General features: G+C 43.4%; 19 protein-coding genes. 14 read left to right on the forward strand and 5 right to left on the reverse strand.

All coding sequences use genetic code 11. From position 1 onward, the window contains the following. Positions 1 to 21 precede the first annotated feature (21 nt). The 7 genes from D0C36_RS23130 (at position 22) to bshC (ending at position 6,089) form a co-directional block, all read left to right on the forward strand. The gene (locus D0C36_RS23130; protein ID WP_117394103.1) at positions 22 to 810 is read left to right on the forward strand and encodes a hypothetical protein; all 789 of its coding nucleotides are present in this window, start codon (positions 22 to 24) and stop codon (positions 808 to 810) included. A 103-nt stretch (positions 811 to 913) separates the two neighbouring features. After that, on the forward strand, positions 914 to 1,147 hold the full coding sequence (rpmB, locus tag D0C36_RS23135) for a 50S ribosomal protein L28 (protein ID WP_095705630.1): 234 nt from the start codon (positions 914 to 916) through the stop codon (positions 1,145 to 1,147). A 69-nt stretch (positions 1,148 to 1,216) separates the two neighbouring features. Then, positions 1,217 to 1,399 (forward strand): 50S ribosomal protein L33, encoded by a 183-nt coding sequence (gene rpmG / locus D0C36_RS23140; protein WP_022830075.1) that lies wholly within the window; start codon positions 1,217 to 1,219, stop codon positions 1,397 to 1,399. Between the two features lie 73 nt (positions 1,400 to 1,472). Then, a complete protein-coding gene (locus D0C36_RS23145; RefSeq protein ID WP_095705631.1) occupies positions 1,473 to 1,631 on the forward strand; it encodes a DUF4295 domain-containing protein in 159 nt (52 codons plus the stop codon). A gap of 168 nt (positions 1,632 to 1,799) precedes the next feature. Further along, positions 1,800 to 2,762: a signal recognition particle-docking protein FtsY gene (gene ftsY / locus D0C36_RS23150; protein WP_117394104.1), complete on the forward strand. Its 963-nt coding sequence runs from the start codon at positions 1,800 to 1,802 to the stop codon at positions 2,760 to 2,762. Positions 2,763 to 2,876: 114 nt separating this feature from the next. After that, on the forward strand, positions 2,877 to 4,214 hold the full coding sequence (rimO, locus tag D0C36_RS23155; RefSeq protein WP_117394105.1) for a 30S ribosomal protein S12 methylthiotransferase RimO: 1,338 nt from the start codon (positions 2,877 to 2,879) through the stop codon (positions 4,212 to 4,214). 267 nt (positions 4,215 to 4,481) lie between these two features. Further along, positions 4,482 to 6,089, forward strand: a complete 1,608-nt coding sequence (bshC, locus tag D0C36_RS23160; protein ID WP_117394106.1) for a bacillithiol biosynthesis cysteine-adding enzyme BshC — start codon at positions 4,482 to 4,484, stop codon at positions 6,087 to 6,089. A gap of 53 nt (positions 6,090 to 6,142) precedes the next feature. Here the strand turns inward: bshC and D0C36_RS23165 are convergent, their stop codons facing one another. After that, entirely contained in the window at positions 6,143 to 6,649 is a 507-nt protein-coding gene (locus D0C36_RS23165; protein WP_117394107.1) for a hypothetical protein, read from the reverse strand. Between the two features lie 49 nt (positions 6,650 to 6,698). Further along, positions 6,699 to 7,244: a hypothetical protein gene (locus D0C36_RS23170; RefSeq protein WP_117394108.1), complete on the reverse strand. Its 546-nt coding sequence runs from the start codon at positions 7,242 to 7,244 to the stop codon at positions 6,699 to 6,701. Between the two features lie 137 nt (positions 7,245 to 7,381). Between D0C36_RS23170 and D0C36_RS23175 the strand changes: the two genes are divergently transcribed. From D0C36_RS23175 to D0C36_RS23200, 6 genes are all read left to right on the forward strand, one after another. Then, positions 7,382 to 7,981, forward strand: a complete 600-nt coding sequence (locus D0C36_RS23175; protein WP_117394109.1) for a hypothetical protein — start codon at positions 7,382 to 7,384, stop codon at positions 7,979 to 7,981. Positions 7,982 to 8,059: 78 nt separating this feature from the next. After that, positions 8,060 to 9,370 carry an IPT/TIG domain-containing protein gene (locus tag D0C36_RS23180; protein ID WP_117394110.1) on the forward strand — a complete coding sequence of 437 codons (1,311 nt, stop codon included), beginning with the start codon at positions 8,060 to 8,062 and terminating at the stop codon, positions 9,368 to 9,370. Between the two features lie 41 nt (positions 9,371 to 9,411). After that, positions 9,412 to 9,957, forward strand: a complete 546-nt coding sequence (gene msrA / locus D0C36_RS23185; RefSeq protein ID WP_117394111.1) for a peptide-methionine (S)-S-oxide reductase MsrA — start codon at positions 9,412 to 9,414, stop codon at positions 9,955 to 9,957. 19 nt (positions 9,958 to 9,976) lie between these two features. After that, positions 9,977 to 10,783: a 5'-nucleotidase, lipoprotein e(P4) family gene (locus tag D0C36_RS23190; RefSeq protein WP_117394112.1), complete on the forward strand. Its 807-nt coding sequence runs from the start codon at positions 9,977 to 9,979 to the stop codon at positions 10,781 to 10,783. Between the two features lie 182 nt (positions 10,784 to 10,965). Next, positions 10,966 to 11,832 carry an aldose 1-epimerase family protein gene (locus D0C36_RS23195; RefSeq protein WP_117394113.1) on the forward strand — a complete coding sequence of 289 codons (867 nt, stop codon included), beginning with the start codon at positions 10,966 to 10,968 and terminating at the stop codon, positions 11,830 to 11,832. 85 nt (positions 11,833 to 11,917) lie between these two features. After that, on the forward strand, positions 11,918 to 12,256 hold the full coding sequence (locus D0C36_RS23200; protein ID WP_117394114.1) for a hypothetical protein: 339 nt from the start codon (positions 11,918 to 11,920) through the stop codon (positions 12,254 to 12,256). A 63-nt stretch (positions 12,257 to 12,319) separates the two neighbouring features. Here the strand turns inward: D0C36_RS23200 and D0C36_RS23205 are convergent, their stop codons facing one another. The 3 genes from D0C36_RS23205 to D0C36_RS23215 form a co-directional block, all read right to left on the reverse strand. Continuing rightward, positions 12,320 to 14,155, reverse strand: coding sequence for a glycoside hydrolase family 35 protein (locus D0C36_RS23205; RefSeq protein ID WP_117394115.1), 1,836 nt, complete (start codon positions 14,153 to 14,155; stop codon positions 12,320 to 12,322). Positions 14,156 to 14,170: 15 nt separating this feature from the next. Continuing rightward, positions 14,171 to 16,954 carry a DNA gyrase/topoisomerase IV subunit A gene (locus D0C36_RS23210; RefSeq protein ID WP_117394116.1) on the reverse strand — a complete coding sequence of 928 codons (2,784 nt, stop codon included), beginning with the start codon at positions 16,952 to 16,954 and terminating at the stop codon, positions 14,171 to 14,173. Between the two features lie 323 nt (positions 16,955 to 17,277). After that, positions 17,278 to 17,775 carry a YdeI/OmpD-associated family protein gene (locus D0C36_RS23215; protein ID WP_233524560.1) on the reverse strand — a complete coding sequence of 166 codons (498 nt, stop codon included), beginning with the start codon at positions 17,773 to 17,775 and terminating at the stop codon, positions 17,278 to 17,280. Positions 17,776 to 17,938: 163 nt separating this feature from the next. Here D0C36_RS23215 and D0C36_RS23220 point away from each other — a divergent pair, with 163 nt between their 5' ends. Continuing rightward, a complete protein-coding gene (locus D0C36_RS23220) occupies positions 17,939 to 18,364 on the forward strand; it encodes a nuclear transport factor 2 family protein (protein WP_117394118.1) in 426 nt (141 codons plus the stop codon). The last annotated feature ends 148 nt before the right edge of the window (positions 18,365 to 18,512 follow it).

Raw genomic sequence — 18,512 nt, forward strand, 5'->3', positions numbered from 1 at the left:
GCGCCGCTTTGTAACCTTATCATGCAAAAAACAAACCTAAAAACCTTATTAAGTCTGGCGGTGGTGATTATTGTGTTGGGGGCATGTAAACCTGCTGAAAAAAAAGTAACCGAAGTGTTCAGTATGGACGACGTAGTGCCAATGAAACTAAAAGGTAACGTGAAGGAAATAAGCTTTTATGAGTCACCTGTTAATCCCTTAACCTACTCGTTTGATGAAAGCGGAAAAATGAAATCCATAATCTCAAAAAATGAGGATTCATCCGTTATAGAAAAAGACGGATCAAAAGACTCCTCTTCTACCCAAACCACCGCAAAAGCGGTATTTGTTTACCATTATGATAAAAATCACAGACTGGCCTATATTGATGAGCTGACGTCAGGCATCTTTATTACCTCGTGGCCGGAGCAAAAGAAAGAACCCTTTAAAGACACTACAAGACTTTATTTTAATTCGGTTGGGCAACTTATAAGGTCATCTACAAGTCCGGACAATGAGATAGGGCCGGAAACGACTTATGATTATGATAAACAAGGCAGGGTAATAAAAATGAGAAGTTACACCCGTGCTGTAAAAACCGAACCTGATAGATACTTTTTAAAGTATAACGAGCACGGCCGATTAATCGAATATATCGTTAATGATAGTGACGACGATAGGTATGCATTGTGGAAATTTAACTTAAAATACACAAAATACGACAGGCACGGTAACTGGATAGAAAAGATGACGCGTAAAGAAACTTTTAAACCATTAACGCCAGATACCATTAATTACCTTACTACCCGCAAAATCACTTATTACGAATAATAACTTTTTTGAAAATATTTTGTCTCCGCTATTGCCTTTTTCACTTAAAAGCCTGATATTTGCACACTCTTTTTAGAAGAAGGGTAAATAAAAAATATTTGTCATGTCAAGAATTTGTGATTTAACAGGAAAAGGTTACATGAATGGCCACAACGTTTCTAACTCAAACGTTAAAACCAAACGTAAGTTCTATCCTAACTTAAAACTTAAGAAGTTTTATATACCTGAAGAAGATAAATGGATCACTTTAAAAGTATCTACTTCTGCTATTAAAACAATCAGCAAAAACGGTATAACCGCTTGTATCAACAAGTTTGTAAAAAAAGGTTCAATATAATTGCAGCCAGCGATTGGGAGAGCAGTGATGTTCACCCCGAGACCTGTAGCAGATTAAAAATACATCAAGATGGCTAAGAAAGGTAACAGAGTTCAGGTAATTTTAGAGTGCACAGAGCACAAAACAAGCGGCATGCCGGGCATGTCTCGCTACATTACCACCAAGAACAAAAAGAATACAACTGAGCGTTTAGAGTTGAAAAAATTCAACCCTGTATTGCGTAAAGTAACAGTTCACAAAGAGATTAAATAATTTAGTTGGTGTTGGCCCGTTATAGCAGTGATTGCTGTAGCAGACAAAAACATCAGCATAAAAAAATAATAACATGGCAAAGAAAGTAGTTGCAACCCTGAAAACAGGTAAAGGAAAAGAATTTTCAAAAGTTATTACAATGGTTAAGTCGCCACGTACTGGTGCTTACTCATTCAAAGAGCAGATCGTTCCAAACGATAACATTAAAGATGCTATTGCAGGTAAACTGTAATCACTTTTGATAAAGATATAAAAGCCGTCTTGTTTATAACGAGAGGGCTTTTTTTGTTAGTGGCAGATTGATGTGCGAATATGCAGATGTGCAAATGTGCAGATGCTTTTATTCGGGTATTAGAACAACAATCTGCAAATTTGCATATATACACATCTGCATATTAACATGGGATTATTTGATTTTTTTAAAAAGAAAGAAACCACGCAAGAAGACAAGCAGGTATTGGATGCCGGGCTTGAGAAAACTAAGGATAGTTTCTTTTCTAAGATAACTAAAGCCGTTGCAGGTCGCTCATCTGTTGATGACGATGTGCTTGACGACCTTGAGGAAGTACTGGTAACATCAGATGTTGGTGTAAGCACTACTCTTAAGATCATAGAGCGCATACAGGCCCGCGTTGCGCGCGATAAGTATGTAAGCACCTCTGAGCTGAACAACCTGCTTAAGGATGAGATACAGCAGCTGCTTGCCGAAAACAACAGCAATGATTTCCGTACCCTCGAGTACGGCGACCATAAGCCATACGTAATTATGGTGGTTGGCGTAAACGGAGTGGGTAAAACCACTACCATCGGTAAACTGGCGCATAAGCTTAAACAAGCCGGCAACCAGGTGGTATTAGGCGCAGCCGATACCTTCCGCGCGGCAGCGGTTGACCAGATAAAACTTTGGGGCGAGCGTGTTGGCGTTAAGGTAGTAGCACAGGCAATGGGCAGCGACCCTGCCTCGGTAGCGTTTGATACCCTGCGCTCGGCAGTAGCCAATGGCGACGATGTGGCAATTATAGATACTGCCGGTCGTTTACATAATAAGGTAGGTTTGATGAACGAGCTCACCAAGATTAAAAATGTGATGGAGAAGGTTATCCCTGGCGCACCACATGAGATCTTATTGGTGCTGGATGCCTCAACCGGACAGAATGCTATTGAGCAATGCAAGCAATTCACCGAAGCTACTGCAGTAAATGCCCTGGCTTTAACCAAACTTGATGGTACCGCAAAAGGCGGCGTGGTGATAGGTATATCAGACCAGTTCAAGATACCGGTTAAATACATCGGTGTAGGCGAAGGCATAGATCACCTGCAGTTATTTGACAGGCAGGAGTTTGTGAATAGTCTATTCAATTAATAATTCGCCTTCACGGCGTCATTGCGAGGAACGAAGCAATCTCTTCAGGACAATCCCTCGCGATGCATAGTTTTACAGAGATTGCTTCGTTCCTCGCAATGACGGGTTGATATTATGAAGACAAAGGAAATTAGCAGAGTACAAAAAATTGCGGCCAAACCACGTGTAAACGTGGTTACCTTAGGCTGCTCTAAAAATATTTACGACAGCGAGGTACTGATGGGCCAGCTAAAAGGCAATGCCTTTGATGTGGTACATGAGGCCGACAAGGTGGGCAAGAATGATATCGTGGTGATCAACACCTGTGGCTTTATTGATAATGCCAAGCAGGAATCTATAGATACCATCCTGCAATACAGCGAGCTTAAAGAGCAGGGCAAAGTGGGTAAGGTTATTGTTACCGGTTGCCTTAGCGAACGCTACAAACCCGAGCTGGAATCTGAGATAACCAACGTTGATGCCTACTTTGGCACTAACGACCTGCAGAACATCCTTCATAATATTGGCGCCGATTACCGCCACGAATTAATAGGCGAGCGTTTGCTCACCACTCCTTCGCACTTTGCATATTTTAAAATTGCCGAGGGTTGTAATCGCCCATGTTCTTTCTGCGCTATCCCGTTGATGCGTGGCAAACACGTAAGCACGCCGATAGAGCAGCTGGTTAAAAATGCCGAGAGTCTGGTGGCTAATGGCACTAAAGAACTGATACTAATTGCCCAGGATCTCACCTATTACGGTTTAGACCTGTACGGTAAACGTAACCTGGATGAGTTGCTCCGTCGCCTTAGTGATGTGAACGGAGTGGAATGGATAAGGCTGCAATACGCCTACCCGGCAGGCTTCCCAATGGAAGTGCTGGATGTAATGAACGAGCGCGACAATATCTGTAAATACCTGGATATGCCGTTGCAGCATATTACTGACAACATGCTGAAATCGATGCGCCGCGGGCTGACCAAGCAAAAAACCATTGATGTGGTGAACGAGATCCGCGACCGCGTGCCTAACATCGCTATGCGTACTACTCTCATCACCGGCTACCCCGGCGAAACCCAACAAGATTTTGAAGAAATGGCGCAATGGGTTGAGGATACCCGTTTTGACCGTTTGGGTTGTTTCACTTACTCGCACGAAGAAAAAACCCATGCTCATACCTTGGTTGACGACGTACCTGAAGAAGTAAAACAGGAACGCGCCGATGCCATCATGGAGATCCAACAAGGTATCTCGTACGAGAAGAATCAGGAGAAGATAGGTAACACCTACAAAGTATTGATCGACAAGAAAGACGGCGGCTATTTTGTTGGCCGTACCGAATACGATTCGCCTGAGGTGGATAACGAGGTATTGATAGATGCAAGCATTGATTATGCAGCCGTTGGCAGCTTTGTGAACGTAAAGATCAACAGCGCCGAAGACTTTGACCTTTATGGACAAATTGTAAAATAAAACCCTTTGCGGCTGCACCTTGTTGCTATTCAAATATTAAAATCTATTTTCGACGATTAACTTTGAATAGGGTAACGCTTTGTTGCCTGGCATTGGACTCACCCGGTCTTTGCTACGCTCGACCACCCTCTCTCCGCTTTGCGCAAAGAGGGTAAGGAAAAAACTTCTCACCCTCTTTGCGAAGCAGAGAGGGTCGACCAGCGAAGCGTAGTCGGGGTGAGTAAATATTAGCCACGCTTTTACAACGTTACCGCAATCTTAAAATAAATGGAAGCTGCCTGTATTGACTATAAAGACACGGGGTTTTTCTCCCAAACAGTGATCGATTATCTTGAGGATAATCCGGAGTTACGTTCGTTCTATGGTCACAGGCCAACTATGCAGGGCTTTGCGGAGTTCTTCAACACCAAAAAGGTAGTTGCTGACCGCGGGTTGCTTGTTGAGGTACTGCTTGAGCAATATTTCGGCAAAGATGATAACTTCCCCACCCTTGATGCTGCTGATGCCTTAAAAAGCCAGATTGAGCTGCTTAAAGATCAGAATACATTCACCGTTACTACCGGTCACCAGCTGAATATCTTCACGGGACCACTATACTTTATCTACAAAATAGTAACTGCCATAAAACTTTGCAGGCAGCTCAAAAACGCATTCCCTGATAAGAATTTTGTGCCGGTTTATTGGATGGCATCAGAAGACCATGATTTTGCCGAGATAAACTATACCAACATAGGTGGTAAAAAGGTACACTGGTGGTACGAGGCCACGGGCGCAACGGGCCGTATTAACCCCGATACCATGCGCCAGGCTATTAACCAGTACAAAGGCGTGCTGGGTATTGATGGCCACTCATCAGAGCTTGGCGAGATGGTGGAGACTGCCTATACAAAATTTGATAAACTGGCCGATGCTACCCGCTACCTGGTAAATGCATTATTTGCCCGCTACGGTCTTATCATTATTGATGCCGACGACCGTAGATTGAAAGCGGAGTTTGCGCCTATTATAGAGCGGGATATCATTCAGCAAAACAGTTTCAAAAACATCAGCGAAGCAAATAAGAAGTTGCAAGAGCTTGGTGTTCACATACAGGTTAACCCACGCGAAATCAACTTCTTTTACTTAAAAGAGAAACTGCGCGAGCGTATTGTGTTTGAGGATGGCCGTTACTCGGTGATGAATACCGATATCACTTTTACTGAAGACGAGCTTAAACAAGAAATAAAAACCGCTCCTGAGCGCTTTAGCCCTAATGTAGTGATGCGCCCGCTGTACCAGGAATGCATCCTGCCAAACATTGCCTACATAGGTGGCGGTGCCGAGGTGGTTTACTGGCTGGAGCTGAAATCTAATTTCGATTTTTATGGTGTCGATTTCCCGGTGCTCATACTGCGCAACTCGGGTTTGGTTATCCGGAAGGAAACTGCCGCCAAGATCAAAAGCATGGAAGTATCTCCTGCCCTGCTTTTTAAAAATACCGACGAGATAAAAAACGCCTGGGTAAAAAAGCACAGCAACCACGACCTTAGCCTTACCGAAGAGTGGCGCGAGTTTGAGCGTACTTTTGAGAAAATAAAACTGGCATCGCACAAAATAGACCCTACCCTGCCACCATCTGCAGCGGCTATACAAGCAAGGTTAAAACATGCCATAGGCAACTTCCAAAAAAAACTGGTAAAAGCCGAAAAACGCAACTACCATACCCGCCTGGAGCAGATAGAAAACATCAAAGAAGACTTGTTCCCTAAGAACAGCCTGCAGGAGCGTAACGAGAATTTCGGCCTCAGCTATGTAAAATGGGGGCAACTGTTCATCGATGAACTCATCCGTAACTTTGAACCCTTAGATTTTAAATTTACGGTACTAACAGAATAAAAAAAGGCCCCTGATAAATATCAGGGGCCTTTTTTTATAATCAACCTAAGTATTTATTTTAGCTTAATGTTGAATTTACCGTTTGTAATAACTTTTGTTTTAGCATTACCGGGTACGTTTTCTTGCAATAAGCTACCCGAGAAAGTACCTTGGGCCGCTGCGTCTGTAGCCGAGGTAACTACAAGATCAACTACTGCACTGTTTATATTTGAGTAGCTTTCTTTTTTATCAGTATCCTCATTTACGGTATATATAACGGTAGCTTTATCGGTGCCACTTGAGTAGCTTTTACCGGCTACTAATGTTCCGGGGATCGTGATAGACAGTTTTGTGCCATCAGATGCATAACCCTGTGCTACAGTTACGTTGTTAGCGGTTGAAGTAAATGTGTTTAAACCAAACACTTTTGAAGTATCGTTTACGGCTACTGAGATAGAAGTTCTGGTATCTGCATCATCTTTAAGATCATCTTTTGAACAAGCGTTTAAAGCAAATGAGCCAAACGCGACACCCGCCAACATAAGGGTTTTAAAAAGTTTAGTGGTTGTAAAGTATCTCATAATAATTTATAACGTAGTTTAGTTAACAAACGTAACAGGCGATAACATATTATTGGGCAGACTGGCTTGTTAACTTAACGCTGAATTTACCATTCGTCATGTTCTTTTTGCCTTTACCAATATTATTGCCAAGACCGGGTATATACTCTAACATGTCACAGTCAAAAGTACCCTTTACAGATGTCTCTGTAGCTGAAGTTATAGTAACGCTTCCAAACGTTTGTAAGCCACTAAAATAGCTGTAATAGCTAACATCGCCAATGCTATACATGATGACAGGCTTATCAATATTTTGTGCAGCAGTATTTGAGTAGGTTTTACCTGTAACTAATTTTCCACTAATTGTAATAGAGAGAATCGCTCCATCATCAGCAGTGCCGGTTATTGTGGTAGCCGATTGCTCAGAGTTATAAACCAGCGTTATTGCAGATGCGCCCCGATCAAATTTTTTCGCCTTCCCATCTACATTGACAGTGATAGATGCCGCAACGGTGCTATCTCCATCGTTGCTTTTTTTACAAGCACTAAATATTAATAAAGCGAGAGCAAAAAATAATGCTTTAACAGATATGTTAATTTGCAGATTCTTAATCATGATTTGTGATATGGTTTAGATTTATTAATAAGTCACGCGAAGCTAATAAAATCCATTCAACTATTTAACTGAAAATTTATTTGTTTAACAGCCTCTTTTAAATAAATCTGTTATTACCTTCGGGCAAACCTTTATAGATGAAAGTCGCCATTATCATACTTATCGTGCTTTTCCTGCTTATCCGTAAATCAAAAAACAAAACCGGCAGCGAAAGCAGGCCGCCGGCAAATAAAAAGCCATCAACAGAAACACCTAACGATAAGTTAATCCTCATCAAAAACGCCACGCTTGCCGATGTAACCCGTGCGTTAAAAGATTTTTGTAACCAATATAATCAGCAAGAATATGCGGCTTTGCCAAGGCTTTACACGCTTAGCGAAAACGAACATGCGGTAACATTCCCATATAACACCGATCTTACCATCTTTGGCTTCGCTATAAATTATTTAGCTTATCCGGTTGACATTAAATGGCAAGCCGAAATTTGGGGATGGGCTACTGTTTATGAAAATGAGGGTGTATCAGAACCTGACATATATAACAAATTATGTATGTTTTATTTGGTGGATGATAAAGAGTACGATAACGTTTACATAACAACATCAGATAACTTTTGCTACAAATTGCCTTTTACCAATTTTAAACCTAAGGCTATAACGCCTGCAAAAGAGTTGTTTAAAAATCGCCCCACTAAACTGGCTGCCCTGAGCGGCATTCCTTATCAGGATATTGATTGATACTTTAAAAATCTTCATCAAACTAATATTTGATGATCAGATACTTTAGTTAATTTTACAACTGTAAACTTATCACATATGCCTTTCAATAAAGCACTTATAAAACTCTTCTTCCCTATATTTTTGGGGCTATTCGTCATTAGCTGCTCAAAAGTTACCGGGCCACCAGCGCCGGTAGATCCTGTTAAACCCCAACCCGGCCAGCAAGAAGTTGTGATCACGTCACTAAGTGTTGATCATGGCAGTTATAACCAAAGCGTAGTGATAAAAGGCTCGGGTTTTAATAAAGAACTATCGGCAAATAAAGTTTCTTTTAACAATAAAGAAGCGGTAATAACTGCCGCAAGCAGCACCCAGCTTACCGTTAACATTCCATTAGGTGCGGGTACGGGCAAAGTAATAGTTACCAACGGTGCAAAATCTGCAACAGTTCCGTCTTTCACTTATGATTATACTTTTATGACTACCGTACTTGCAGGGAACGGAATACGAGGTATGCAAAACGGCAAAGGCCCCGCAACGAGCTTTGGCAATATAGTGGGTTTGGCAGTTAATAGCGCAGGCGAAGTTTTTGTTGCCGACCAGCCTAACAATTTGATCAGAAAAATTTCTCCGGACGGAGAGGTATCAACTTTTGCCGGGGATGGTGTTAGACGGATAAAAGACGGAAAAGGCATCACCGCGAGTTTTAGCTACCCCTCGGCGATAGCAATAGATAAGCATGATAATCTTTTTGTTGTTGATGCTGCCGGGAATTTAATTAGAAAGATAACACCAACAGGTGATGTGAGCACGTTCGCCGGAAGCGAAACAGAAGGTTATACAAACGGAAATGGAAGTGCAGCACAATTTAAGGATATTGATGGTATTGCAGTTGACATCAGTGGCAATGTATTTGTGGTTGATCAGTATCGAAGAATCATCAGAAAAATCACGCCTGCCGGTGATGTGAGTAACTATTTAAATATTAATGCATACGTCAATTACCCGGCTTTGATAGCCACAGATAATGCCAACAAATTTTACATGTGTTTCGTCCTAAACACAGACTTCGGCGGAGATACTATTTATCAATTTAATAACCAAGCACTCGAAAAAACAGATTCGCCCGGGGCCACATTTGAAGACTATATGAGTGGCGTTGCTATTGATAATAAAAACAATATGTACATTTTAAACTCTAAGAACCAAATCCTAAAAATAAACACCAACGGCGAGAAAACCATCTTAAACGCTCTTAATAATAATAGCAACAATAAAACTATAAATGCATTAACGCCTCATATAACGGCTGCCTATTCTCCTTCAACTATAGCCGTAGACAATAATGGCATTTGTTACATTCCTGACGACAATGGATTGCGGATCTTAAAAATAGGTTTACAATAAGTGCCTAAACCAAAGCCAATTTTTACGGTTGCTTTTGTAATATGAACATCCAAAAAATAACATTTGGCAGCGGCTGCTTTTGGTGTACCGAGGCAATTTTCCAGAGTGTTAAAGGCGTGCGCCGGGTAACTTCGGGCTATACGGGTGGCAGTACTAAAAACCCAACTTATATGGAGATCTGCAATGGCAACACCGGCCATGCCGAGGTAGTTGTGGTGGAGTACGATGCTGATATGGTTATGCTTGACGAGTTGCTGCTTATGTTCTTTAAAACCCATAACCCCACCAGCCTTAACCGCCAGGGCGGTGATATAGGCACGCAATACCGCTCAGTTATTTTTTATGATAGCGAAGAACAAAAGCAACAGGCCGAAGCCATGATCAAACGCCTTACTGATGAACAAGTGTTTGAGAATCCCATCCTCACGGAGATAAGCCCGGCAGCAGAATTTTACAAAGCCGAAGATCACCATCAAAATTATTACAATGATAATCCGTTGAAGCCTTATTGCGCGGTTGTAATTCAGCCCAAATTGAATAAGTTTGCTAAGGAATTTACAGATAAAATAAAGCCCGAGCTGTTGTAAGGGCACATCAGGTTTCCTTATGAAAAAACTTACCGGTATCTTATTAGCAGGCACTGCATTATTAGCCGCCTGCTCGGCTCCTAAACAAGCTCAGCAAAGCACATCAATAACCAATAACGGTAAAGTGTGGGCATCGCTTTGGCAGCAACGCGCTGCAGAATATAAAGCACTATGCTTTCAGGCATACAGCACGGCCAAATATCGTTTAGATGAAGCTATTAAACAACCTGCCGGTAAACCATTAGCCGTGGTGACCGACATTGACGAGACTTTATTGGATAACAGCCCTTATGATGCCATGCGTGCTATTAACAACCAGGAATATAGTCAGGCAACCTGGAAGGCCTGGACAGATAAAGCCGCGGCCGATACTGTGCCCGGTGCACCTGCATTTTTTAAATACGCAGCATCAAAGGGCGTTGAAGTTTTCTACATCACCAACCGCGATGAGGCCGAACGCGAAGGTACTACTAAAAACCTGCAGAAATACGGCCTGCCGTTTACTGATGCAGCGCACATCCTGTTAAGACAAGGCTCTTCAAGCAAAGAGGCTCGCCGCCAGCAGGTGTTGGCCAAATTCAATATTGCTATACTTTGCGGCGATAACCTGCCCGATTTTGACAAAGCATACGATAACAAGCCCGCCGAAGCCGACCGCATGGCTGCTACTGAACAATTAAAAAAAGAGTTCGGTAACCGCTACATTGTGATCCCTAACGTTGCCTACGGCGATTTTGAGAACGCTTTGTTCAAATACAACAACAAGCTCAGCGGTGCGCAGAAAGATTCTGTTATAAAGGCGAATATTAAGGTGGATAAGCAGTAGGTATTATAATATGTCATTGCGATCCGCCGGCTTGCGGAGAAGCAATCTCCTCGCGTTTATTCAGGCGAGGAGATTGCCGCGTCGCTATCGCTCCTCGCAATGACATATTTTTTCTACTGGTATCATACACCCAAACCAGAAGCCCCCTCATTTGTTGATACTTTTTAAAACGCTCACATACTATGACCATTCTTGAAAACGACCACCTTCGCGTGGCTATCGATGCTAAGGGCGCGCAGTTAAGTTCGCTCATCAATAAACAAACCGGGGTTGAACAAATGTGGCAGGCCGATGCCAGTGTGTGGGGCTACCATGCACCTAACCTGTTCCCTATTGTGGGTGGTTTGCTTAACAACGAACTGCATGTTGATGGCAAAACCTATAAGATGAACCGCCACGGGTTTGCCCGCCAGTCGGAGTTTTTGATATTAGATGGTGATGAGGAGCATGCCGGTTTTTCGCTGCCCTACTCAGAGCACACGCTTGAGGTTTATCCGTATAAATTCGATTTCCAGGTATTATACACGCTTATAGATAATGCCCTTCGCATTACCTATAAATTGATTAACCGCGATACCCAACCTGTTTATTTCTCGGTAGGCGGCCACCCTGCCTTTAACGTGCCTTTCAACCAGGGCGAAACTTATGAGGATTATTACCTTGAGTTTGAAACCCAGGAAAACCTGCAGGCGCACCTGTTAAACAGCGACGGGCAATTCACCGGAGAAACCTCACCAATCGCACTTACAGATAAAAAATTACAGCTAAACCGCGATCTGTTCGCCAACGATGCCTTGGTATTTAAAAACCTGCAGTCGCGCATGGTGACTATCAAAAGCACCAAGCACGATCAAAGCCTGTCGTTAGAGTTTCCGCACTTTAACTACCTGGGTGTATGGTCAAAACCCGGCGCCGATTTTGTATGCATTGAGCCCTGGCTGGGCTGTGCAGATTCTGCCGATGGGCCTAAAGACATTAAGCAGAAAGAAGCTATCCAAAAAGTGGCTGTGGGGCATGTTTTTGAGGCTTCTTATTACATCAGCATATAATTGATAATTTTTTAAACGGTGTTAAAACATTTTTTTGCATTTAACACTTATCAGAGTAAAATCACTCATTACAACATTTACAGCTATGAAAACTAAATTCTATCTATTCACCATCGCTATGTTGCTAACCGCTTTCACTTTTAGTGCAAATGCTGCAACCACTATCAATACCGAGAAAATGTACAAGGAGGCTGCTGCTAACATGACCAAAGAGCAGCGCATTGCACGTTGTGAGGAAATTAAAGAGCGCGTTGAAGAAATTAAAGCGATGGACATTTCGCAACTAACTAAAGCTGACAGAAAAGAACTAAAAGCTGAGGTTAAAGAACTTAAAAAAGAAGCACAAGCCATGGGTGGCGGCGGTATCTACCTTTCAGTAGGTGCTATCATCATCATCATTTTGGTTTTAATCCTGATCTTATAATCTCTCAGGATACCACACAAACAAAAAAGGCCCCGATTATCGGGGCCTTTTTTGTTTAATAGCTTATTTCGCTACTTCGTTCAGTACCGGATGATCTATGGTTGAGATCTCTTTATGGCCGCTGTTCAACTCATCAAAAACTACCACTTCGTTAGTACCTTTCTTTAACCATGCTGCGGGTACAAATAAGGTTTGCTGCGGGCCAATGTTCCAGTATTTGCCCAGGTTATGGCCATTTACGAAAGCTACGCCTTTACCAAAGCCATGCATATCCAGATAGGTATCTATCACTCCCCTTAGTGTAAAAGTACCGCGGTATAAAGCAGGTTGCTGTTCACCCTCATTTTGGGCGGGTAGGTATTTGAAACCGGCAGGCGTTGTTAAGGGGAACTTGTACATCTTCCAGCCCAATAACTCCTGGCCGGCAAGGGTAACTTTCTCGGTAATGCCTTTGCGGTTATCAGTTAAATATGGCCCGTAGTTGATGCGCCCATTGTTCTCTACCAATACATCCAGTACGCTGTTGGCACTAACTCCACTCAACTGAACTGAATCCTGCCCTAAGCGGCGATCTAATACTGCAACACGTTTACCATTCAGGTATATGGTAGCATAATCGCGCAGTTCTTTTATTTTGAGCAGGCCGTTTATAGCGTTAGCCAAAGTGGTACGATAGAGCACCAGGCCATATCCCTGGTCGAGGTCTTCAAAACTCAGCGGGCGCTCGCTTTCGGTTTGCAAGCCCAAATTATTGAACAGGTTAGCTACGCCGCTTACTTTGGTAACCTCAAGGGCGTAAGTACGGCGGCGCTTTTGCGGTATCTCGGGCAGGGTTTGCCCGGCCGGCAAGTGTTTGGCAATTACCTCGCGTAGCTTGTAAAATTTTGGTGTAGGGTCACCGGCCTCGTTTAGCGGGGCATCATAATCATAGCTTGATGTTTGGGGCGAATATGGCTCCTTGCGGCTCATGTTAGCACCATTCATAAAATCGCGCGTGGTACCGCCGTGGAACATATACATGTTGATAGAGATACCTGCCGATAAGATCTCATCCAGCTTTTTGGCATCATCATCGGCATTGGTGGTACTGTGAGTTTTACCCCAGCTATCAAACCAACCAGGGTACCACTCGGCTATGTAATAAGGGCCTTTACCGTTATGGTATTTATTGATGAGTTCTTTAGCTTTCTTCGGATCATCCTCGCCATTTACAGCAGGCAAAAATCCGGGCAGGTAGCCCGCAGGCATCTGGCCGGGACCATCACAAGTAAATAATAAGCCATCAAAGCCCGCATCTCTAAAAATCTTTTCGTTTTGGGCCAGGTACTCTTTATCATTACTGAACGAGCCGTACTCGTTCTCTATCTGCACCATCAGTATATTGCCGCCGTGGTTTACCTGCAGCGGGGCCAATTGTTTGCCCACTTCCATCATGTAAGCACGGTATGCGTTGATAAATGCAGGCTCTTTGCTACGCACCTTCATGTTGCGGTCTTTTAACAACCACCATGGGTAACCACCAAATTCCCACTCGGCACAAACGTAAGGGCTTGGGCGCAGTATTACGTATAGGCCTTCTTCTTTTGCCGCGCGTACAAATTCGGCGATATCATTATTCCCTTCAAAATCATATTTGCCCTGCACAGGCTCGTGCGCGTTCCAAAACACGTAAGTACCAATGGTGTTAAGGCCCATAGCTTTAGCCATTTTCATACGCTCGTGCCAATATTCTTTGGGGATGCGGGTGTAGTGCATCTCGCCTGATATCATCTGGAAAGGTTTACCATCCAGCAAAAAATCGGTATCGCCAAGTGCGAAAGTGTGGGTGGTATTTTGTGCTATAGCAATAGTATTGCCTGCTAATGCAAGCAGGCAATACATGAGTATACGTTTCAACATAAAGATTCTTTCGGTTTAAAACAGACCTAACTGACCGCCGTCATTGTCCTTCAGATCAATATCATCCGGATTGGTTATTTCCAGATCGATCTTTTTCTTCGGCTGCTCATCAGGGGCAGCGGCAGGCTGTGCAGGTTCCTGTTCTATAACGGGTTTTGCAGGTTCAGATTGTGGTGCTGAAGGTGCTGCATCTGTTACTGTCTTATCCTCAGGGGGAATAACTATTTCGGTATCCTCAATAGAATCTGGTGCCGGATCTGGTACATCCTCTGCATCGTCGTGCTCGGCTATCAGTTCAACGGTTTTCACCTGGTGTACGGATAGGCGGTTGCCCATAGCCTTCATCCCTTTCACATCTATCAGGTCGGTCAAATTCAACTCCACCGTTTCTTCAATGGCGGTTTTACCTTTCAACTGATCTACCTTAACAACCGCTTGCGATGCACCCGAGATGAGTACCAGTTTAGAGCCGCTTTCATCGCTGATGATGCTGGTTTGTTTACCGATGGCGGTATTCTCAAACACAAAGCGTTTCACCATGTAGTTTTTAGATTTACCATCGTAATGCACTACTGAGAATACTTTGGCCGGATCATACTTTTCGATAAGGATCATCTTATCATCAAAGTGATTATTGAGGTCGAAACTGGTGAGTTCGTAAACGCCGTTTGGCAATACGGTAAGGATACGGTCGTCGCCATCAAACTCGCCAAGGTATTTACCGCGACTATCGGCATTCAAACGTTTCAGGATCTCATCATACCAGATCTTGCGGCCTGCCAGGGTTGATACACCTTTGCTCTTCAGCATTACTTTCTTAATAGGATACTTGGTAACAATGTTACCCATAGATCCGCGACCTTTGATGGCGATATTGGCAAAATCCTCATCAAACTGCAGTTTCTTAAGTTTCGAGTGTGGCTTCAGCTGGATGTTCACTACCTCGGCCTCGCCGTTAGGGTTGGCAGTAAAGTATAGCGCTTTTGAGCCTTTAGTACCTTTGGTAAGATCGTACTCTTTATCGCGGGTGATGCCCGTAACCGAGAAACGTTTGATATAGGCAATACCGCTTTCACCATCTTTGTAGATCATGTTGTAAACGGTACGCTCATCGTTTTTCTTGAATACGGCCACGTGCACAATATCCTTGCCCACAAATACCTTATCCTGCATACGGGTCACAATAAAGCGGCCATCATTGCGGAACACGATGATATCATCGATATCAGAACATTCGCCAACCAGCTCCACGTTCTCATCGCGTTTCAAACCAGAGCCGATGAAGCCATCAACCCTGTTCACGTATAGTTTTACGTTGGCCAAAGCTACCTGGGCAGCCTCAACGCGGTCAAAGGTGCGCAGTTCGGTTTTACGCTCGCGGCCTTTACCGTATTTCTCTTTCAGTTTCTCAAACCAGGCAATGGTATAATCAATCAGGTGTTTAAGATGGTTCTTCACCACTTTAATCTCAGCCTCAAGGTTTTTGATCTGCTCGTCGGTTTTCTTAACGTCGAAACGGGTAATGCTGCTCATCGGTTTATCGATCAGCTTCTTGTAATCCTCATCGGTGATAACGCGGTAGAACTGCGGGAAGAAAGGCTCAAACAGTCGGTTCAACACACCTACTACGGTCTCAAAGTCTGATGAACTTTCGTAATCAGGATGCTTGTACATACCTTCCTGGATAAAGATCTTCAACAACGAGCTGAAGAATATTTTTTCCATCAACTCTTTCAGCCTGATCTCCAGTTCCTGTTTCAGCAGGTCTTTGGTGAAATGCGTACTCTCGGTAAGCATATCATTCACGCTCATGAAGCGTGGCTTATCGTCCTGTATCACACAGGTATTTGGCGATATGGATACCTCGCAGTCGGTAAAGGCGTACAATGCATCGATGGTAACATCGGGCGATATGCCCGGTGCCAGGTGCACTACTATCTCTACATCCTTAGCGGTGTTATCTTCGATCTTTTTAATCTTGATCTTACCCTTATCATTGGCCGAGATAACGCTGTCAATCAAACCGCCGGTAGTGGTGCTGAACGGGATCTCGGTGATAGCCAAAGTCTTTTTATCGCGCTCAACAATTTTAGCACGTACGCGCACCTTGCCGCCTCGTTGCCCCTCGTTATACGCCGAAGCGTCAGCCATACCCCCGGTAGGGAAATCGGGCAATAAATTTGGTCGCTCACCGCGAAGTACTGCTACCGAAGCATCCAATAACTCAATAAAATTATGCGGCAAAATTTTGGTAGCCAAACCTACAGCAATACCTTCGGCACCCTGGGCCAACAGTAAAGGAAACTTTACCGGCAGCGTAATAGGCTCGCGGTTACGGCCATCGTAACTGGCCTGCCAAACGGTGGTATCAGGATTAAATACCACATCTAAAGCAAACTTGGATAGTCTGGCCTCGATATAACGCGGTGCCGCTGCCGAGTCGCCGGTTATTGGATCGCCCCAGTTGCCCTGGCAGTCAATCAGCAGGTTTTTCTGGCCTATCTGCACCATGGCATCGCCAATAGAAGCATCACCATGCGGGTGATATTTCATGGTGTTACCAATAACGTTGGCAGCTTTGTTGTAGCGACCATCGTCCATCTCTTTCAGCGAGTGCAAAATGCGGCGCTGTACGGGTTTTAAGCCGTCGTTTATATGCGGAACGGCACGGTCAAGAATTACGTACGAGGCGTAATCCAGAAACCAGTTCTCATATAATCCGTTAAGTGACGTTACGTTATGAAGTACGTTTTCTTGGTTGTTTTCGGGAGTATCAGGATTGCTAATATCTTCGCTCATTTATACAGCTAAAAAATTTAATGCGGATTGGTAAAGATAAATAAATGTGCAGATGTGGGGATGTTTAGGAGAGTAGATTTTATGCACATTTCAACACTTGGTGACAACCTAAATGATAAGTCAATTTAATAGCATGACTGACGACCAAAATTACAACCAGAAAGATCTTCGGATTTTGAAACAGAAAAATTAATTGCCGTTGTCTTCAGGCAACGGTATTAAGGAAATAACATATCGGGCTTTAGCCCAATCAAGCTTCATTTTGGCTAAAGCCAGCCATACTTATTTATTATCCGTTGACTGAAGTCAACGGCAATGATATTTTACCCTTCCCTCAGCTTTTTCAATTCTCTCAACATCGCCCCGTAATCCATCCTTCTGTTTGCAGCGCTGATGGTTGCCGCTATACGGTTGGCACGGGTTTGCTCGGTTTTGGCATCGTTTATCCATTTAAAGAAATAGCCTTGGTGCGATTTTGATAAACTATCGAAATATACAAAAGCTTCGGGCGGTTCAAAATCGAAGCACTCCTGTAATTCTTCAGGCATTTCCAGCTTAAAATCCTTATCGTGCTCCAACCGCAAACGCAACATGGCACCGCGTTCCTTGCGGATAGCTTTGCGAATTTCAGCTTTAACAGCTAATAAAAAATTGCCTTCTCCTACGGGCATCAGTGACATGCCTGCTACCGGGTGTTCATCCAGAAAACCACGCACCCGTACCGATCTTTTATTACCCGGCAATATCTGCTGCACCACATCAAACGGAACAATCACAAAGGTCCACCCGGTTTTTTCGCCGGCCTCTCCGTGCTGTTGCATTATGGTGGTGTAATCAATCATCTCCCCAAATATATCTTTTAAGCGGGCGAATGTTAAATGTTTGTTAAATAAGCCAATTTAACATTTCGGGGTGTAACGGAACGCTATCTCGTCGCATCTTATATACAAACAAGCAATAATAAAAACCAAAAACTTCAATACCATGAAAACCTTAAGAAACTTAACCGCAGCCGTAGCCTTAGTGCTAACCTGCAGCTTTGCAAAAGCTAATGATGTACCTGCTGTGAACCTTACCCGCGTACACGCCATTAATACTTACCTTGATGCCATGACCCGCGGCAAAATTGCCGACCTGAACCAGGTTGTTGATGCATCGGCTAAGTTTAGCATACTGCGCGGTAAATCTATCATCAGCTTTGATAAGAAGCAAATGACCGATTACTTAAAAGAACAAAAAAACGTTGAACAAACCTGTACTACCGCTACCGAAGTGGTTGAAAGCAACAGCCATATTGCTGTAGTAAAGGTGGATATGAAATATGCCGGTTTTACCCGTAGCAACTACGTAACCATTGCCAACACCGGCGACGGCTGGAAAATAACCAATGTTTACAGCGTATTTAGTTGATTTTAATTTTAGTGTTTGAGTGTGAGATGAGCCCCTTTACAGGGGCTTTTCTGTTTTGTATAGAATAATATCGAACATTGAATTTTGAATGATAAACTTCGAAGTTAAGAACGCTTAATGGTTTACTTCATCATTCGAAATTCAACAT

Source organism: Mucilaginibacter conchicola, assembly GCF_003432115.1.
Classification (GTDB): Bacteria; Bacteroidota; Bacteroidia; order Sphingobacteriales; family Sphingobacteriaceae; genus Mucilaginibacter; species Mucilaginibacter conchicola.